Below are 16,611 nucleotides of genomic sequence, written 5' to 3' on the forward strand. Positions count from 1 at the left end.
AGCTATCTTCCTAAGTCGAACCAGGATGAAGCTAATATCTCAGTTGGAGATGCTAGTGAAAGTTGAAGTCAAGTTTTCCCTTGATGTCGAGGGTTTTAGTGATCAAAGCAAGCGTGTTTGTTTGGTTATCCTCTCTTCTGAAAAGGGAAAGCGCACGATCGTTTTGCTACTCATGTTGCTGAGTCAGTTATTGTGATCTTTACCGTCCGGCAATGTTTGCCGGACGGGCTTTTGGTTGCCTGAAACCCCTTGTTGTGTCTTAATAGTTGCAGATACTATTGGGGGAAATAATGAATAAAAATGTCATCCTTGGCATTGATGTCGGCGTGGCATCTTTGGGGGCCTGTGTCGTCGAGGTGGATGATGCCGAGCGGCCTGTCGGCTTTTTGGATGGCGTCAGTTTCATTTACCCGACACCGGATGGCGCGGCAGAGCGGCGCGGGCATCGCGCCATGCGGCGCGGCTATCGCCGCAAGCGATTGCGGTTGCAGGCTTTGCGGCGCTATCTTGCCGAGCTTTTGAATATTCCTGCCGATTTTGATGGCAAGCCGGATGGGGTGAAGGACCCGGCCCATACCGATTTGGTGGCCGGGGAGGATGCCCTGCGTGATGCACGTGGCAACCGCCTGATTTCGCCCAATAGTCGCACGCGGCTCCGCGCGGTGGGGCTGTCCGAGGCCTTGAGTGCGGCGGATCTGGCGCGGGCGATTTTGCATATTGCCAAAAATCGCGGCATGCGCCTGACCCGGGTGACGGGAACCAGCGAGGAAGACGAAAAGGCGCGCAAGGAAGCCTCGGTCATGGTGGAGCAGGCCCGTGCCACCCGCCGCGAAATGGCGGAACACAATGCTGAAACCCCAGGTATGCTGTTATGGCTGCGCGAACAGGAAGCTCCGGCGGCGCATCAGCGTAAACCGCTGCGTCGGCGGGTCGGCACATCTTTGTCGCTGCAATTCGTTCGGGCGCAGGTCGAGGAAGAATTTGACCGCCTGTTGGCGTTTCAGCGGCAGTTTCACCCGGCCTTGACGGCGGAAGTCTGTGAAATTCTGCACGAGAAGGTGTTTTTCGAGAAGAAACCCCCAAAACCCGAAATCGGACGGTGCCTTTATAACCCGGAAACCGATGAACGGCTGCCGCTGGCCTGTGACCTGTTTCAGCAAAAGCGGATTTACGAGGAAGTCAATAATCTGCGCATTGAATATGCCGATGCCTCGCGCGAGAAACTGACATTTGATCAGCGTGATTTGCTGGTTGCCCGCCTGATGGCGGGGGAGGATTTGGGTGTGGCGCAAATCAAGAAGCTGATTGGCGCAACGGAACGGGGGTTGCGGCTGTCGCTGGAGGGGCAGGCCGGGCGCAACACCGGCCCGGCGCGCAAGTTGCTGGGGCATGCCGTTCGCCGCACCCTGAAAGAGGCGGATGCGCGCTTTGCCAAGCGGGATGAAAACGCAAATGCGGGCCGGATGGTGGCCCTTTATGATGCGCTGGATGACGAACACCGCCAGGCATTTGAAAAATTGCTGCGTGAGGAAGATGACCGCGAGCGGATGGTTACGGCCCTGATGCGCGATTATGGTATCGCGCAGGATGAGGCGGAAAATGCCGCCGATGGCATTGCCCTGCCGCGCGGTTATGGCGCTGCCGGGCTGAGTGCGACGCTGGATATTCTTGAAAAGCTGAAAGCTGACATTATTGACAGCAATACTGCCGCTGAGCGGGCCAAACTGATACCCGCCACGGCACGGGAAATTGCCTGCAAGAGGCTGCCTTATTATGGCGAGATTTTCCCGCATCTGGTGCGCGGGCGGATGGCGCCCGATGCAAAGGGCTATCCGGCTGCGACAATCGAGGAAAAATTTGGCCGTATTCCCAACCCGGTGGTGCATGTGGCGTTAAACAGCCTGCGCAAGGTGGTGAATGCGCTGGTGAAAAAAGGGGAAAAACAGGGCTGGGTTTTTAAGGGCGTGCAGATCGAAATGGCCCGCGAAATGAAAAAGACCCAGGAGGACCGCGACAAGGATGCCCGGCGTATTGCCCGTGAACAGGCGAAAAATGCCGAATATGATGCCATTACCCTGGCCCATAACATGCCTGCCAGCCGCAAGAACCGCCGCAAATTGAAACTGTGGGAGGCACAAAACAAAATGTGCCCCTATACCGGCCTGTCGATTGATGTGAGTGACCTTTTTTCCGGCAAGTTCGATATTGACCATACCTTGCCCCGTTCCAAAACCCTGGATGACAGCCTGTATAACCTGCTGGTAATTCATGAAAGTGTGAACAAGAAAAAGGCCAATAGAAGCCCTTACGACGCCTTTTCCGGCGGGCTGGATGTGGAGGGTGTGCCGCAGCGCAGTTACGAACAGATTGTCGAGAACGTGCGCCGTATTCCCGGTATCCGGCATAAGGAAAAACTGTTTCGCCCGGATGCGATGGAGAAATACGAGGACCAGGACGCCTTTGCCCAGCGCTATAAAACCGATACCAGCTATATTGCCAAAACCGCCAAACAATATTTGCAATGTGTGTTTCCGCATTTGCGCTCCAAAAACGGGGTGGAGGCGATTAACGGTTTTATCACCGATGAATTGCGCAAACGCTGGGGTGTGATGGATCTCGTGCAGATGGTGGCCCATCAGCAGGACCCGGACCTTGTGGAAGCGCCGCCGACCAAGGAAGAACGGGCCGAGGGCATCAAGAAAGGCAAAAACCGGGATGATCATCGCCATCATTTGCTCGATGCCGCGATAACCGCCTGCACCCCGCATGATGTGGTGCGAAAACTGCAAACCATTTCGGGCAGTCGTAACAAACATGATCTGGCAGAGCGCTATAAGGTGCCGTTGCCCTGGGGCGATTTTCGTGATGATTTATATGATCTGATTGATCAGGCCCGCACTACCCATCGTGCCAACAGGGAACTGAATGGCAAGCTGCATATGGCGACCAATCTGGGCGTTGTGGCGCGCTTTGCCGACGGGCGGTATCTGGTGCGCCAACGCAAGCGGTTTGATGCCAGTGAGTTTTCCAGCATTGAGGATGTGAAAAAGAAGCTGGTGGTTGATCCTGCCCTGATGGCGCGGTTGGCAAAGGACATGACAAGTGGCGAAGCGGTGCTGTTTTGGGCGTCGCGTGAGCCATTGGCCGATTTGCAGCGCCATGATGAAAGATTGCGCGAGATCGCCGGGCGGATTGAAGATTTGTTTATGCTTCAGCCCACGGAAACCACCTATGAGGATGTGGACAAAAAAACCGGTGCGATAGAAATCCGTACCCGCAAGTTCAAGGAAGACGAGCGGCTGACCGAAGCATTCAGGGCGTATCGGCAGGAATGCCTGGCGGCGGGGCGAACGCCACGTCGTACCGTGCGGCTTTATGGGCTGGATGAAGCAGTGATGATTGCGGGTGCCAAAGGTGGTGCCCTGCCAGCCCGGACATTCAAGCCCGGAAGTAATGCCTGGCTGGATATTTTCCGCAACGCACACGGAAAACCCGAATTTGAGGTGGTCCGCACCATTGATGCGATGCGCCCGGGACATGTGCCGCAATGGCAGTGCCATGCGGGCAATGATTTGCTGTTGCGCCTGTTTAAAGGCGATACGGTGCGTTTGCGCAGCAAGGATGGCAAAACGCGGTTATGTGTGCTGGCAACCAATTCGCCGGGGGACTGGGAATTTCAGCCGTTGAACCTGTCGCCGCATATCAGCCGCCATCCGGCGCGCAAAAATTTCCGTTTCGGCTTCAAGGCATTGTGCGATGCCGATCCGCAACTGGTGGTGCGCGATGTTCTGGGCCGTATTGTTTATGAAAGCCCACGCCTGAACTGGTAATACCGTGTAACCGTGTAAAGGAGAGCGCAGATGTGGCGGGTGGTGGATATTTCGGGCGAAAACCGGCACCTGCGACTGGCGCGAAATGCGCTGGAGGTGATGGAGGGCGAGGAGAAGCTAGGCCGTTTGCCGCTGGGTGACATCAATGCCGTGATTGTCCATGCCTATCGCGCCACACTCAGCACCGATCTGGCCGCAGCACTTGCGCGGGAAAATATTCCGCTGGTGCTGTGTGATAACAAGCATATGCCCTCCTCGATTGTCTGGCCCTTTACCGGGCATTTTGAACAGGCCGACCGCATTGCCACCCAGGCCACGGCAACAAAGGGGCTGATCCGGCGGCTCTGGCGGCATATCATCCGGGCCAAAATCCGCGAGCAGGCCCATACTTTGCAAGGCTTTGATCCGGCGGGGGCGGAGGCGCTTTTCAAACTCATGTCGCTGGTCAAGCCCGGTGATCCCGATAATATCGAGGCTCGGGCCGCAAGGTTTTACTGGTCCCGCCTGCTGGGCGAGGATTTTATTCGCCACCCGGATGGCGGCGGGGCCAATGGCGTTTTGAATTATGGCTATATCGTTTTGCGCTCGGCGATGGCGCGTGCGGTGGCGGCCGCCGGGCTGGCCCCGGCTTTGGGGATTTTCCATACTTCCAAACGCAATCCGTTTCGCCTGGTCGATGATCTGATGGAACCCTTCCGTCCGCTGGTGGACCGGGTGGTGTATGCCAGCCGGAAAGACTGGGGCGACGAGGTGACGCCCGAAGCCAAAAAGGCGCTGGCGGCGATTGTGAATGGCGCGATTCCAACAGCGGAGGGGCTGTTGCCGGTTTATCGGGTGATGGGGCAAATGGCGGCATCGCTGGCGGCGGTTTATGCCGGGCAGCGCAAGCAGCTTGAAATTCCCGCGCGCATCAGAATTGAAAAACAGATGGAGATGGAGGGGCTGTAACCCGGTCAGGCCGGGTGCCACGGGCCATGTCATTATCGGGGTATCGGATCATGTGGGCGTTTGTGATGTTTGACCTGCCGGTTGTCACCAAGGCGGAAAAGCGCCGGGCGCGCAAATTTCATGACTACCTGCTTGATGAAGGGTTCGAGATGAAACAGTTTTCCGTCTATTACCGTTTTTATGAAAGCCGGGCCAAGGCCGATGCCGCAAGCAAACGGATTGCCGCGAAAATTCCCGAACGCGGCATGGTCTCGATCCTGTCCGTCACCGACAAACAGTTCGGCCAGATGGTCAATTTCATGGGAAAAGTGCCCTCAAAAAATGACCAAAAACCGGACCAACTGGCGCTTTTTTAGGTGGAAAATGACGGTTTCTGACTCAAAAAAATCCCGCAACATATTGAATATGCTGCGGGATTCTGGGTTCCTATTGTAGCAGGTTCGATTTTAGAGGGTAGCTACAACTCACAAGACCCAAAACTTGACAAAACAGCACATTGTAGCAGGTTCGATTTTAGAGGGTAGCTACAACGCATCCGATGTTCTTAGGTCAGTGTCGTAAATTGTAGCAGGTTCGATTTTAGAGGGTAGCTACAACACGTTCTCGGTCGAAAGGCCGAAAGCGTTCATTGTAGCAGGTTCGATTTTAGAGGGTAGCTACAACACGTTCTCGGTCGAAAGGCCGAAAGCGTTCATTGTAGCAGGTTCGATTTTAGAGGGTAGCTACAACGGAGTTCCCTCCCTGCGTCACCCGGTCTTTATTGTAGCAGGTTCGATTTTAGAGGGTAGCTACAACGGAGTTCCCTCCCTGCGTCACCCGGTCTTTATTGTAGCAGGTTCGATTTTAGAGGGTAGCTACAACGTGAGGGTTGGTCGACCCCCGACAGCACCTATTGTAGCAGGTTCGATTTTAGAGGGTAGCTACAACGGGCGGGGTTAATTTCCTGTCCGATGCCCATTGTAGCAGGTTCGATTTTAGAGGGTAGCTACAACGCCCAAGGGGCGCAATGCTACGCCTTGAAGATTGTAGCAGGTTCGATTTTAGAGGGTAGCTACAACGCCCAAGGGGCGCAATGCTACGCCTTGAAGATTGTAGCAGGTTCGATTTTAGAGGGTAGCTACAACGCAGGATCGATCCAAACACAAACTGCGCTGATTGTAGCAGGTTCGATTTTAGAGGGTAGCTACAACGTTAATGAAGGGCTTTCTCCCCTCGCCCAATTGTAGCAGGTTCGATTTTAGAGGGTAGCTACAACGTTAATGAAGGGCTTTCTCCCCTCGCCCAATTGTAGCAGGTTCGATTTTAGAGGGTAGCTACAACCAAGGTGGTGAAGTCGAAGAATGGGACCCGATTGTAGCAGGTTCGATTTTAGAGGGTAGCTACAACGGATTGAGCCAAACGAGGGAAGAACCGATGATTGTAGCAGGTTCGATTTTAGAGGGTAGCTACAACATGATGCATTTCGCCAACCTATCATTTCCGATTGTAGCAGGTTCGATTTTAGAGGGTAGCTACAACATGATGCATTTCGCCAACCTATCATTTCCGATTGTAGCAGGTTCGATTTTAGAGGGTAGCTACAACATGATGCATTTCGCCAACCTATCATTTCCGATTGTAGCAGGTTCGATTTTAGAGGGTAGCTACAACTCAAAGCCTTACCGGAATGACTGGAGGTGTATTGTAGCAGGTTCGATTTTAGAGGGTAGCTACAACTGTGAGGCTGCAATGGAGGATCGTGCCGGTGATTGTAGCAGGTTCGATTTTAGAGGGTAGCTACAACACCACGCATGAAAGGCATCAACCGACATCAATTGTAGCAGGTTCGATTTTAGAGGGTAGCTACAACACCACGCATGAAAGGCATCAACCGACATCAATTGTAGCAGGTTCGATTTTAGAGGGTAGCTACAACAGTTTTCACCAGAGATTGCGCGTGTTTTCGATTGTAGCAGGTTCGATTTTAGAGGGTAGCTACAACAGTTTTCACCAGAGATTGCGCGTGTTTTCGATTGTAGCAGGTTCGATTTTAGAGGGTAGCTACAACTGCTAAACGCGGTGCTGCAAAGTTCGCGATATTGTAGCAGGTTCGATTTTAGAGGGTAGCTACAACATCATGCGCCCGACAGGTTGATTGACACCGATTGTAGCAGGTTCGATTTTAGAGGGTAGCTACAACGGTCAAAGCAGAGGGGGGCGCAGTGCGGAAATTGTAGCAGGTTCGATTTTAGAGGGTAGCTACAACATCATGCGCCCGACAGGTTGATTGACACCGATTGTAGCAGGTTCGATTTTAGAGGGTAGCTACAACGAAAAACGCCCGCTTTTATACCTTATGGAAATCGTAGCAGGTTCGATTTTCGGAGCATATATATCGTGGAAATCTATGATACGATCGTGCCGTGAGTGTCAGATTACCTTGCGCGTGTATGTAAGGCACGCAGGAGAATGTGCTATGGCAGTTATGAGTGTTTCTTTGTCGGATTCTTTGAAAGAATGGGTGGAGGAGCAAACGGTAGAAGGTGACTATATGGACTCGAGCGATTATGTCTGTGACCTGATCAGAAAGGATAAGGCGCGACAAAAAGCAGAGAGGCTTCTGCAGGCTGCTATCACCGAAGGCGTTGAAAGTGGTGAGCCACAAGAATTTGATGTGACTGCTTTCAAGTTGAAAATGCGCGAGCGGTATGCCGGAAATTAGGGCTGTTTCCTGCCATTTGACGCCAAAGGCCCTGGCAGATATGACGGAAATCTGGAGCTATGGTGCTATAAACTGGTCAATTGAACAGGCGGATCGATATATTGACGGCTTGAATCGCGTTTTTCAGTTGATTGCCGTTTTTCCGGATATGGGGCGGGAACATTGCGTGTTCAGTCCACCCGTGCGCATCTGTCCTTATCAGCGACATATCATCATTTATGTTCTTCGTGATGAAATCGTTATTGTTCTGCGTGTTTTAGGCGGCAGCCAGGATTGGCAGACTGTTATTCGCATGTTGGACATTTAAATGACGCAAGAAATATGCGTCCACATAATTTTCATCCGGATATATCCCTGAAAAGCGGTTCTTCGGGATTTTGTCCAGACTGCCATGTTCAGAAAAAGTTCAGAAAAACGCCTGCTTGATGCCATCGATAATGAACTGGATGGCAAGGGCGGCCAAAATCATGCCGAGCAGGCGGGAAATGACGGTGGCAACCGTCGGGCTCAGGCGTTTGGCGACCAGGCCCGAAAGCAGGAACATCATCAGCGCGCAGACCATCACCAGGGCAACAACCGTGATCACGCCGGTTTGCATGACGATATTGTCCTGATATTTGCCCATCAGGAGCATCACCGTGGCAATCGAGCCCGGGCCTGCCAAAAACGGGATCGACATCGGGAAGATGGAAACGTCATCGGGTTCGTCTTCGTCCGGTCGGGCGGCAAGGGTTTCGTTTTGGGGGCTGGCCGGGCTGGCGGTGGCGGCGGTGCTGGCGGTCGGGGTGGTGCCGTTTTCGGCGTCGTCCTCGTGCTCCAGTTCCTGATGGACCTGTTCGGCGCGTTCATTGCGTTTTTTGCCGCGCCGTTCAAACAGCATTTCAAGGGCGATCAAAAACAGCAAAGTTCCGCCGGAAATGCGAAAGGCGGGCATGTGGATGCCAAAAATACCCAACAGGCTTTCGCCCAGCAGGGCAAAGGCGGTGAGGATCAGAAACGAGGTGATGCAGGCCCGGATCGCCATGCGGCGGCGATGTGCCGTGCTGGTATCCTGTGTGAGGACCAGAAAAACCGGCACCAGCCCCACCGGGTCAACAATGACAAACAGGGTGACAAAGGCAGCGATCAGTTCGCTTAACATGCTAAGATCGGGCATGACATAATCCTTGTGGGCGATGATCGGTGAAAGGGGCCGGGGGCCCGCCTGTCACGCTGTCGGGTTAAGCTGGCAGATGGCATAGGGCGGATGCGCCGGAAATGTCCGGTCTGATTTACGCGTTTGAGCGCCAAAGGTAAATGGCCGGTTCCGTTTTTTCCGGTTTTGACCGGGCGGGAGCTGCCCTTACCGGTTGGGACGGCGAAAGAAATCGCCATTAAAATTCGGCGGTAGAGCTTTTAAGGCGTCAAGCCGCGCGCTGATTTTGGGATGGGTGTCCAGCAAAGCCGGGGGTTCGGTGCTGCGATAGGGCAGCAGGCGCAGGGTGCGGCGGTTGATCTGTTCGATATGGGTCAGCGCGTCGATCACATCTTCCGGCCCGCCCAAAAGGTCACTCGCCCCGTGATCGGCGGCAAATTCGCGGTCGCGGATCACGGCACGCTGCAAAATGAAGCTGAGCGTTGGCGCGGTGGCCAGCACAATGATCAGCCAGCCTGGCGGGTTATGCGCACCAAAAAAGAACGTGACCAGGGCAAAGACGGCCAGAGTCCATGTGGCGCGATAGAGAATATCGGTCATCATCAGGATGCGGGTGTCATTATGCCAGGCATGGGCAATTTCATGGGCCAGAACGGCGCGCAATTGCCGGGGCGACAGACCATGCAGGGCGTCGTGCGACAGGGCGATGGTGGTGGTGTCGTCCTTGCCGGTGGTGATGGCATTGACCCCCTTGCCCGGCAACAGATACAGGCGCGGCACATAGGAAAGGCCCGCGCGCTGTGCCAGCAGGGCCGCCATTTCATAAAGGGCGCGGTAGGGCTGTTGGGGCAGTTCGCGGGCGCGCAGCAGTTTCATGATCATTTCCGATGACACCATCGGGCCGAGCAATAACAGCAAAAGAACGGCAAACAGGGCCGACATCATCATGACCGGGCCGCCCAGAAGCCAGGCGCAGATCGACAGAACCGCCGCCATACAGGCCAAAAGCCCGCTGGTATGGGTGGTGCTGCCCGCCCGAAGGGCCAGAAACCGCAGGAGAGAAGGGGGTAATTGTGCCATGCGCCACATCCTTTGCATCATGCAGGCCGGTTTATCGCGCGGCCGGGCAGGCTGCCCCGGACCAGATCAAACCTTACCCTGAAAATATGCGAGAAACGGCATGTTTAAAGGAGGGGACATTCAGGCGGGGAATAAATGCCCGCATCGCATGGCACATAGAGGCATTTTGCGAACAGTGGTGCGCGATGAAACCTTAAACCACCATTTCGCTGAACCAATAGGCAAGATAGCCGATGGCAGCGACGGCCATAATGGCGAGAAGGGCTTTTTTAAAAAGGCTGGAATTCTGTTGGGAAGACATGGAGACTCGCGATCATTTTTAACATTGGAATAACGAAAATTGTCGAGTTTGATCGCGGATTCAAGCTTTTTAAGGCTGCTTTTTTGCATGGCACGTCCTTGACAGCACAAGAACGGCCATAAATTGAGGCAATTGATGAAGCATGGCGGCAAAAGCAATGATTTCGTTAACGCATCTTTATCAAGTTTCGCTAGAATGGGGCAGTGTGTTTCATGCAATGGTATAATATGTCCCGCCGTCTTTGATGCCGGGATACCTGCCTTGGGGGATCGGCCGCAGGATTGCGGCCCTGTAAAACGGGATCAGGATGGCCCAGCCGAATAAAGCCCGCTCCGGCATTGTTGCCGGACGCAACCGCGAAGGTGATCGTACCCCGCTTGAACGGATGTTCTGGCGGTCGATCGGTATTGTCGGTGGCTTTAGCATGGTGATCAATCTGCTCAATATGGTCATCCCGATTTATTCGATGCAGGTTTTTGACCGTGTTTTGTCCTCGCGCAGTTTCGATACCCTGTTTTTGTTAACCCTTGGCATTGCCATCGTGCTGGTTTTCATCGCCGCGATGGAGCAATTGCGATCCCGTGTGTTAATCCGGGTGGGGACCGGGCTTGATCTGGGCCTCGGCGGCGATCTGTTTGCCCATGTGGTGGAGCAGGCGTCGCGCGGGATGCCCAATCGGCAGCGCCCCTTGCGCGATTTGTATGGTTTGCGCGGGTTTTTAACCGGGTCCGGCCCCTTTGCCCTGATCGATTTCATGTGGGCACCGGTTTATATTGGCGTGGTGTTCATTTTTGACATTCGCCTGGGCATGGTGGCCTTTGGCGGTGCGGTGATTTTGATTTTGATCGCCGTTGCCAACGAGGCGGCGGGGCGTATTTCGGTCGATCGGTCCGAACAGTCGCAAAACCGGGGCATTGCCCAGGAAGAAACCTATATCCGCAATGCCGAGGCGATGGAGGCCATGGGCATGACGCCCGCCGCCCGTGCCCGCTGGCAGGCGGATCAGTCCGATGCGCTGTACTGGGAAGGGCAGACCAGCCGCCGGGTGGGAACCTCCACCACTTTGTCGCATTTTGTGCGGCTGTCGATGCAGGTGTGTTTTATCGGCACCGGGGCCTATCTGGTGCTTAGCGAAAGCATCACGATTGGCATTATGGTGGCCTCGATGATTTTGGGCATGCGCGGCCTGGCCCCGTTTGACGGGGCGGTGGCGGCGTGGCGGTCGTGGTCGGCAACGCGCAAATCGTTTGAGCGCCTGAACCGGATTTTGCTGGAGCGTAAACCCCGTTTGCCTGCCCCGGCCCCCAGGGCCAAGGGAATGTCGGTGACGGTGGACCGGCTGGTTTTTGCCCCGCCGGGCAGCCGCAATGTGTTGTTCAAGGGCTTTTCGTTCAAGGTTGGCGCGGGCCAGGTTGTCAGCATCGCCGGGTTTAACGGGGTGGGGAAAACGGCCCTGTTGAAATTGCTGATGGGCATCTGGGCCCCGGCATCGGGCTCGGTCAAGCTCGACGAGGTCGAGGCCTCCCGGCTGGATCGTGGGCAGATCGGCCCGCAAATCGGCTATCTGGCGCAAAATCCGTTTCTGTTTCCCGGCACCATTGCCGAAAATATTGCCCGGCTCGGCTCGGCCGACCCGCGCGAAATTGTCCAGGCGGCCGAACTGGCCGGGGCGCATAAATTCATCCTGGATCTGCCTGACGGGTACGATACGCATTTGGACCGGGGAGGCACGAACCTGTCGGGCGGGCAGCGCCAGTTGATCGCCCTTGCTGCGGCCCTGTATGGCAAGCCGCGCCTTTTGATGCTTGATGAACCGACAACCGCGCTGGATGAAGGGCGGATGGAATATGTCACCAATCTGATTGATATTGTCCGCCGGGCGGGCATTACCACCTTTATTGTCAGCCATGAACGCGAGGTGCTGAAGCGCGCTGATGCGATTATTGCCCTGTCGGGCGGGCAGATAAAGGTGGTGCCGGTCAATATCGGGCGGATGCAATCGGCGATGCCCGCCACCCCCGGTGCGCCAAAACCACGCGGGGATGAGGCCCTGCCAAGCCCCACGGCCCCGCCCATGCCCGCTGCCATGCGCGAAGGGCGCGATGATCTGGTCGGGGGTGGACAAATGCGCATTACGCCGCAAAAAATTGCGATGCCCAACCCGGATGCCCCCCGTCGCCAGCACCCGGATGCGGGCATGAGTGACGATGGCACCCGCCGCAAGGCTGCTGGCGATGCAAATGCCAGGGCAAGGACCCGGCCCGATGCCGGGGCGGCACCGGCAAATGTGCCATCAGAGCAAAAAAAGGCCGTGCGCAGTACGGCAAGCGGTACCATGAAGGTCACGCGGCCCCTTGCGCCGCCCAACCGTAAGGATGCCGGGTTGGATCGTGGGGAAAGCCCCAGGGATGTGGCGCGGCGTAAACAGGCTGATGCTGAAGCCCGGCAGGGTGACGCGCAAAAACGGAAAAATGCCCGCCTGAGCCGAGAGAAAACCGCCCGTCAGGTGGCCGCCCGGCAAGATGGCTCTGCCACCCGGACAAACGAGGCCCCTGCGGTTCAAAACCGCCAGCCGCGTGTTAAAACCGGGGCCGATGGCCGCCCGCAATTGCGTGTGGTTGAAGGCTCTGCCGGGCGCCGTCAGCAAGGGGGCGGGCGATGAATGGCGTTCAATTGCCTACGGTGCGCACGCTTGAAACCGATGTGAAGCCACTGGTGCGGCTGGGGCTTTTGATTTTGATTTTGGGGTTTGGTTCGGTCTTTTTATGGGCGGCAACGGCGCGGATTAATTCGGCGGCCATTGCCAGTGGTGTGGTTGCGCCCTTTTCCGGGCGGCAAACCGTGCAGCATCTGGAAGGTGGGATTATCCGCAAAATTCTGGTGCGCAATGGCGCGCGGGTGGTGGCCGGGCAAACCCTGATCGAGCTGGATGATACGCGGGCGCGGGCCAGTTATGATCTGCTTTTCAAACGGCATTTGAATGCCCTGGCAACCCAGGCGCGGCTGAATGCGGAACGCACGGGATCGACGCATGTGACGTGGCCTGCCGCGTTAAATCCTTTGCAGCATCCGGACCTGGTCTCGGCCCAGCAAGATCTGTTTGACAGTCGCACCAATGCCTTTCGCGGTGAATTACAGTTATATGATGAGCGCATCAAAGAGCTGCGCAACGAAATTTCGGCCACCAACGAGCAAAAAATAGCCGCGCAACAGCAGGTTGGCATCGTCAAGGAAGAGCTGGCGATGGTGAAGCCAATGGTGGAAAAGGGCTATGCGCGGCGCACCCGGCTTTTGCAGCTTGAAAGTCGTTTAGTGGATAATCTGGGCGATATTGGCCGCTATTCGGCGGATATGTCGCGCATTGAACAGCAAATCCAGCAGGTGCGCGCCAGTCAGGCCCAGCTTAAGCGCGATCATCTTGAAACGGTGAATACCGAATTGCGCGACGTGCAGGCGGATTTGTCGGATCTGACGGAACGGCTGCGCTCGGCCGAAGATGTGTTGTCGCGCTCCAATATTGTTGCGCCGTCCGAAGGTACGGTGACGGACTTGAAATTTACAACCGTGGGCGGTGTTATCCCGCCGGGGGCACCGATTATGGAAATTGTGCCCCACGATGACCAGTTGGTGATTGAAGGGCGTATTTCACCCAATGATATTGATGTGGTCTCGCCCGGTTTAATGGTGAATATCCGGGTCACGGCCTTTAGCCAACGCTGGTTCGCACCGGTCAAGGGCAAGGTTGTTGATGTTTCGCCGGATCGCCTGAGTGATGGCGATGGCCGTCCCTATTTCCGGGCAATGGTGGAAATTGATGCCGAAAGCCTGGCGGAACATGAGGGCATGGTGCTGTCACCCGGAATGGCAGCACAACTTGAAATTGTGACGGGGGCACGAACCATTCTGGCTTATCTGTTTGAGCCGATCACCGATAGTTTCCAGCGGGCCTTCCGCGAAGAATAGCCCGAGTCGCATGTTTTTCGGGTTGAAAATGGTGAGCTGTGGTGTGCGATTCTGACACAATCTGACAATTCCCCCCGATAAAGACCCGGTCATTGGGACATGGGGTGAAAAAGGCGAAAACTTGCGGTTTTCCGGCGCTTAAGCTGTTGCTGTTGGGGGGGCTGTTCAATATACTGCCGTATATGGGAAGTTGTGAGAATTGTCTGGCATTGGGGTGCCGGATAATCCCATGTAGGGAGATTAAAAAGTGACAACGGCAGCCAATCAGGACGATGGCGCGGGATTTATCGATCCCGGTTTGGAAGATGTGCTCGATACCCGTACGGAGAATGGTTCCTCTGCTGCGGGTGAAACTGATTCCGGGGCTTCCAAAAATCCCGGCTTGACGCCTTCTGCCGTTCCCCAGTCTGTTGCCACGCAGGTTTTCACCAATATCCAGAATGTCATTGGCAGCGCCTATAACGATGTGCTGATTGCCGATGACCAGACGCTGAGCCTGAATGGTGGTGCCGGGAATGATACGCTTGTTGCCGGTGAAGGCAGCGATCATTTGACCGGTGGTGCGGGCCGTGACCTGTTTGTGTTGCAGCAGGGATTTGGTCAGACCACCATTACCGATTTTGACCCGGCGCAGGATTCACTGTCTTTTGGGGATGGCAGTGTTGGCTCGGCCCGGGATCTGATCGGCTTTGCCCGTGAAGATGCCGGTAATGTTGTGATCACCCTGCCCAATGGTGATGTGCTGGTTCTGCAAAATCTCGCCCTTGCCGATTTGCAGTCTGTCTCCATCGTTGATGCGGGCAATAGTGTTGGTCTGGCGAATGGCGGTGTTGTTAACCTGCCTGATCTCTCTGCGCTTAATCAAATTCAGGGGACTGCCGGTGATGATGTGATCGCCGGAACATCCGATGATGATGTTATCTCTGGCGGCGGTGGCAATGATGTCATTGATGGCGGTGCGGGGAATGACACGCTCTCTTACGGGGGGCAGGCCGAAGGCACCAAAGTTGATCTTGCTTCAGGCACAGCCAGCAATTCTTCCGGTTCGGATAATGTGTCGTTTTCCAATATCAGCAATGTTGCCGGTTCCAGTGGACCGGACGTTTTGCGCGGTGACGGCAAAGACAATATCCTGCTGGGTGCCGGTGGTGATGATACTTTCTCGCCTGGCGGTGGCAATGACCGCATCGATGGCGGAGAGGGTAACAACACCCTTGATTACAGCGACGCAAGCGGCGGTGTTGTTGCCGATATGCGTTCTGGCCGGGGGGAAGTCACCCCTGAGAGCAATAGCCCTGCAAGCGATGGTGCTGCTGAGGACGGGGATGGTTCCGCCTCGGGGAGTTCAGACAGTGCCGTGACCGGTGGGTCTTCGGGAGAAGATACCACGGGGGACGGCACGAGCGGGGGCGAAACCGGTTCCGGCGATGATGCTTCGGGCGATGTTGGCGGTAGCGAAACCGGTTCTGGCAGCAGTGACAATAGCGGTGCCGGTTCGGATACTGGCACCACGGATGGATCGGGGGATACGTCTGGCAGTGGCGGTGATGCGTCGTCTGGTGATGATGACAGTACGGCATCGGGTGAGTCCGACAGTGACGCGACCAGTGGGTCTTCGGGGGAAGATACCACGGGGGACGGCACGAGCGGGGGCGAAACCGGTTCCGGCGATGATGCTTCGGGCGATGATGGCGGTACTGAAACTGGTGCTGGCAGCAGCGACAATAGCGGTTCCGATAATAACGGTGCCGGTTCGGATAGCGGCAGTACGGATGGTTCTGGGGAAACGTCTGGCAGTGGCGGTGATGCGTCGTCTGGCGATGGTGACGGCACGGCATCGGGTGAGTCCGGCAGTGACGCGACCAGTGGGTCTTCGGGGGAAGACTCCACGGAGGACGGCACGAGCGGGGGCGAAACCGGTTCCGGCGATGATGCGTCTGGCGACAATAGCGGTAGCAACACCGGCTCTGGCGGTAGTGACAATAGTGGTTCGGACAATAACGGTGCCGGTTCGGATGCTGGCACCACGGATGGTTCTGGGGAACCGTCGGGCAGTGGCGGTGATGCGTCGTCTGGCGATGGTGACGGCACGGCATCGGGTGAGTCCGGCAGTGACGTGACCAGTGGGTCTTCGGGGGAAGATACCACGGGGGACGGCACGAGCGGGGGCGAAACCGGTTCCGGCGATGATGCGTCTGGCGACAATAGCGGTAGCAACACCGGCTCTGGCGGTAGTGACAATAGTGGTTCGGACAATAACGGTGCCGGTTCGGATGCTGGCACCACGGATGGTTCTGGGGAACCGTCGGGCAGTGGCGGTGATGCGTCGTCTGGCGATGGTGACGGCACGGCATCGGGTGAGTCCGGCAGTGACGTGACCAGTGGGTCTTCGGGGGAAGATACCACGGGGGACGGCACGAGCGGGGGCGAAACCGGTTCCGGCGATGATGCTTCGGGCGATGCTGGCGGTAGCGAAACCGGTTCTGGCAATAGCAACAATAGCGGTGCCAGTTCGGATACCGGCAGCACGGACGGATCGGGGGATACGTCTGGCCGTGGCGGTGATGCGTCGTCTGGCGATGGTGACGGTACGGCATCGGGTGAGTCCGGCAGTGACGTGATCAGTGGGTCTTCGGGGGAAGACACCACGGGG

General features: G+C 56.1%; 10 protein-coding genes and 1 CRISPR repeat array. Of the genes, 8 read left to right on the plus strand and 2 right to left on the minus strand.

Annotated elements, in window-relative coordinates:
* Positions 1 to 290: 290 nt before the first annotated feature.
* From cas9 to TH25_RS03005, 5 genes are all read left to right on the plus strand, one after another.
* A complete protein-coding gene (gene cas9, locus TH25_RS02985; protein ID WP_114086893.1) occupies positions 291 to 3,830 on the plus strand; it encodes a type II CRISPR RNA-guided endonuclease Cas9 in 3,540 nt (1,179 codons plus the stop codon).
* Positions 3,831 to 3,860: 30 nt separating this feature from the next.
* Positions 3,861 to 4,778, plus strand: a complete 918-nt coding sequence (cas1, locus tag TH25_RS02990; RefSeq protein WP_114086894.1) for a type II CRISPR-associated endonuclease Cas1 — start codon at positions 3,861 to 3,863, stop codon at positions 4,776 to 4,778.
* A 26-nt stretch (positions 4,779 to 4,804) separates the two neighbouring features.
* Positions 4,805 to 5,134 (plus strand): CRISPR-associated endonuclease Cas2, encoded by a 330-nt coding sequence (cas2, locus tag TH25_RS02995; protein ID WP_114086895.1) that lies wholly within the window; start codon positions 4,805 to 4,807, stop codon positions 5,132 to 5,134.
* Between the two features lie 72 nt (positions 5,135 to 5,206).
* Positions 5,207 to 7,089: direct repeats of the CRISPR family, unit length 36 nt; unit sequence ATTGTAGCAGGTTCGATTTTAGAGGGTAGCTACAAC.
* Positions 7,090 to 7,233: 144 nt separating this feature from the next.
* Entirely contained in the window at positions 7,234 to 7,479 is a 246-nt protein-coding gene (locus tag TH25_RS03000; RefSeq protein WP_114086896.1) for a type II toxin-antitoxin system ParD family antitoxin, read from the plus strand.
* A complete protein-coding gene (locus tag TH25_RS03005; RefSeq protein WP_114086897.1) occupies positions 7,466 to 7,786 on the plus strand; it encodes a type II toxin-antitoxin system RelE/ParE family toxin in 321 nt (106 codons plus the stop codon). Before TH25_RS03000 ends, TH25_RS03005 begins: the two co-directional genes overlap by 14 nt.
* Before the next feature lie 99 nt (positions 7,787 to 7,885).
* On the opposite strand, the gene TH25_RS03010 is transcribed toward TH25_RS03005, so the two are convergent.
* Together TH25_RS03010 and TH25_RS03015 are read right to left on the minus strand one after the other, a co-directional pair.
* Positions 7,886 to 8,635, minus strand: a complete 750-nt coding sequence (locus tag TH25_RS03010; RefSeq protein WP_258549006.1) for a MarC family protein — start codon at positions 8,633 to 8,635, stop codon at positions 7,886 to 7,888.
* A gap of 186 nt (positions 8,636 to 8,821) precedes the next feature.
* A complete protein-coding gene (locus TH25_RS03015) occupies positions 8,822 to 9,694 on the minus strand; it encodes a M48 family metalloprotease (RefSeq protein ID WP_114086898.1) in 873 nt (290 codons plus the stop codon).
* Between the two features lie 608 nt (positions 9,695 to 10,302).
* On the opposite strand from TH25_RS03015, the gene TH25_RS03020 reads away from it, so the two are divergent.
* The 3 genes from TH25_RS03020 to TH25_RS03030 all read left to right on the plus strand — a co-directional run.
* The gene (locus TH25_RS03020) at positions 10,303 to 12,657 is read left to right on the plus strand and encodes a type I secretion system permease/ATPase (RefSeq protein WP_114086899.1); all 2,355 of its coding nucleotides are present in this window, start codon (positions 10,303 to 10,305) and stop codon (positions 12,655 to 12,657) included.
* Positions 12,654 to 13,958 carry an HlyD family type I secretion periplasmic adaptor subunit gene (locus TH25_RS03025; RefSeq protein WP_114086900.1) on the plus strand — a complete coding sequence of 435 codons (1,305 nt, stop codon included), beginning with the start codon at positions 12,654 to 12,656 and terminating at the stop codon, positions 13,956 to 13,958. Before TH25_RS03020 ends, TH25_RS03025 begins: the two co-directional genes overlap by 4 nt.
* A gap of 247 nt (positions 13,959 to 14,205) precedes the next feature.
* Positions 14,206 to 16,611: beta strand repeat-containing protein (locus tag TH25_RS03030; protein WP_147252980.1), on the plus strand; the 2,406-nt coding region annotated here is incomplete at its 3' end.

Origin of the sequence: Thalassospira profundimaris (assembly GCF_003326755.1) — a bacterium.
Classification (GTDB): Bacteria; Pseudomonadota; Alphaproteobacteria; order Rhodospirillales; family Thalassospiraceae; genus Thalassospira; species Thalassospira profundimaris_B.

Bases quoted from the DNA above. Each gene is read 5' to 3' on its own strand.
- cas1 (WP_114086894.1), top strand. From the start codon at position 3,861: ATGTGGCGGGTGGTGGATATTTCGGGCGAAAACCGGCACCTGCGACTG.
- cas9 (WP_114086893.1), top strand. From the start codon at position 291: ATGAATAAAAATGTCATCCTTGGCATTGATGTCGGCGTGGCATCTTTG.
- TH25_RS03000 (WP_114086896.1), top strand. From the start codon at position 7,234: ATGGCAGTTATGAGTGTTTCTTTGTCGGATTCTTTGAAAGAATGGGTG.
- TH25_RS03015 (WP_114086898.1), bottom strand. From the start codon at position 9,694: ATGGCACAATTACCCCCTTCTCTCCTGCGGTTTCTGGCCCTTCGGGCG.
- cas2 (WP_114086895.1), top strand. From the start codon at position 4,805: ATGTCATTATCGGGGTATCGGATCATGTGGGCGTTTGTGATGTTTGAC.
- TH25_RS03005 (WP_114086897.1), top strand. From the start codon at position 7,466: ATGCCGGAAATTAGGGCTGTTTCCTGCCATTTGACGCCAAAGGCCCTG.
- TH25_RS03025 (WP_114086900.1), top strand. From the start codon at position 12,654: ATGAATGGCGTTCAATTGCCTACGGTGCGCACGCTTGAAACCGATGTG.
- TH25_RS03020 (WP_114086899.1), top strand. From the start codon at position 10,303: ATGGCCCAGCCGAATAAAGCCCGCTCCGGCATTGTTGCCGGACGCAAC.
- TH25_RS03010 (WP_258549006.1), bottom strand. From the start codon at position 8,635: ATGCCCGATCTTAGCATGTTAAGCGAACTGATCGCTGCCTTTGTCACC.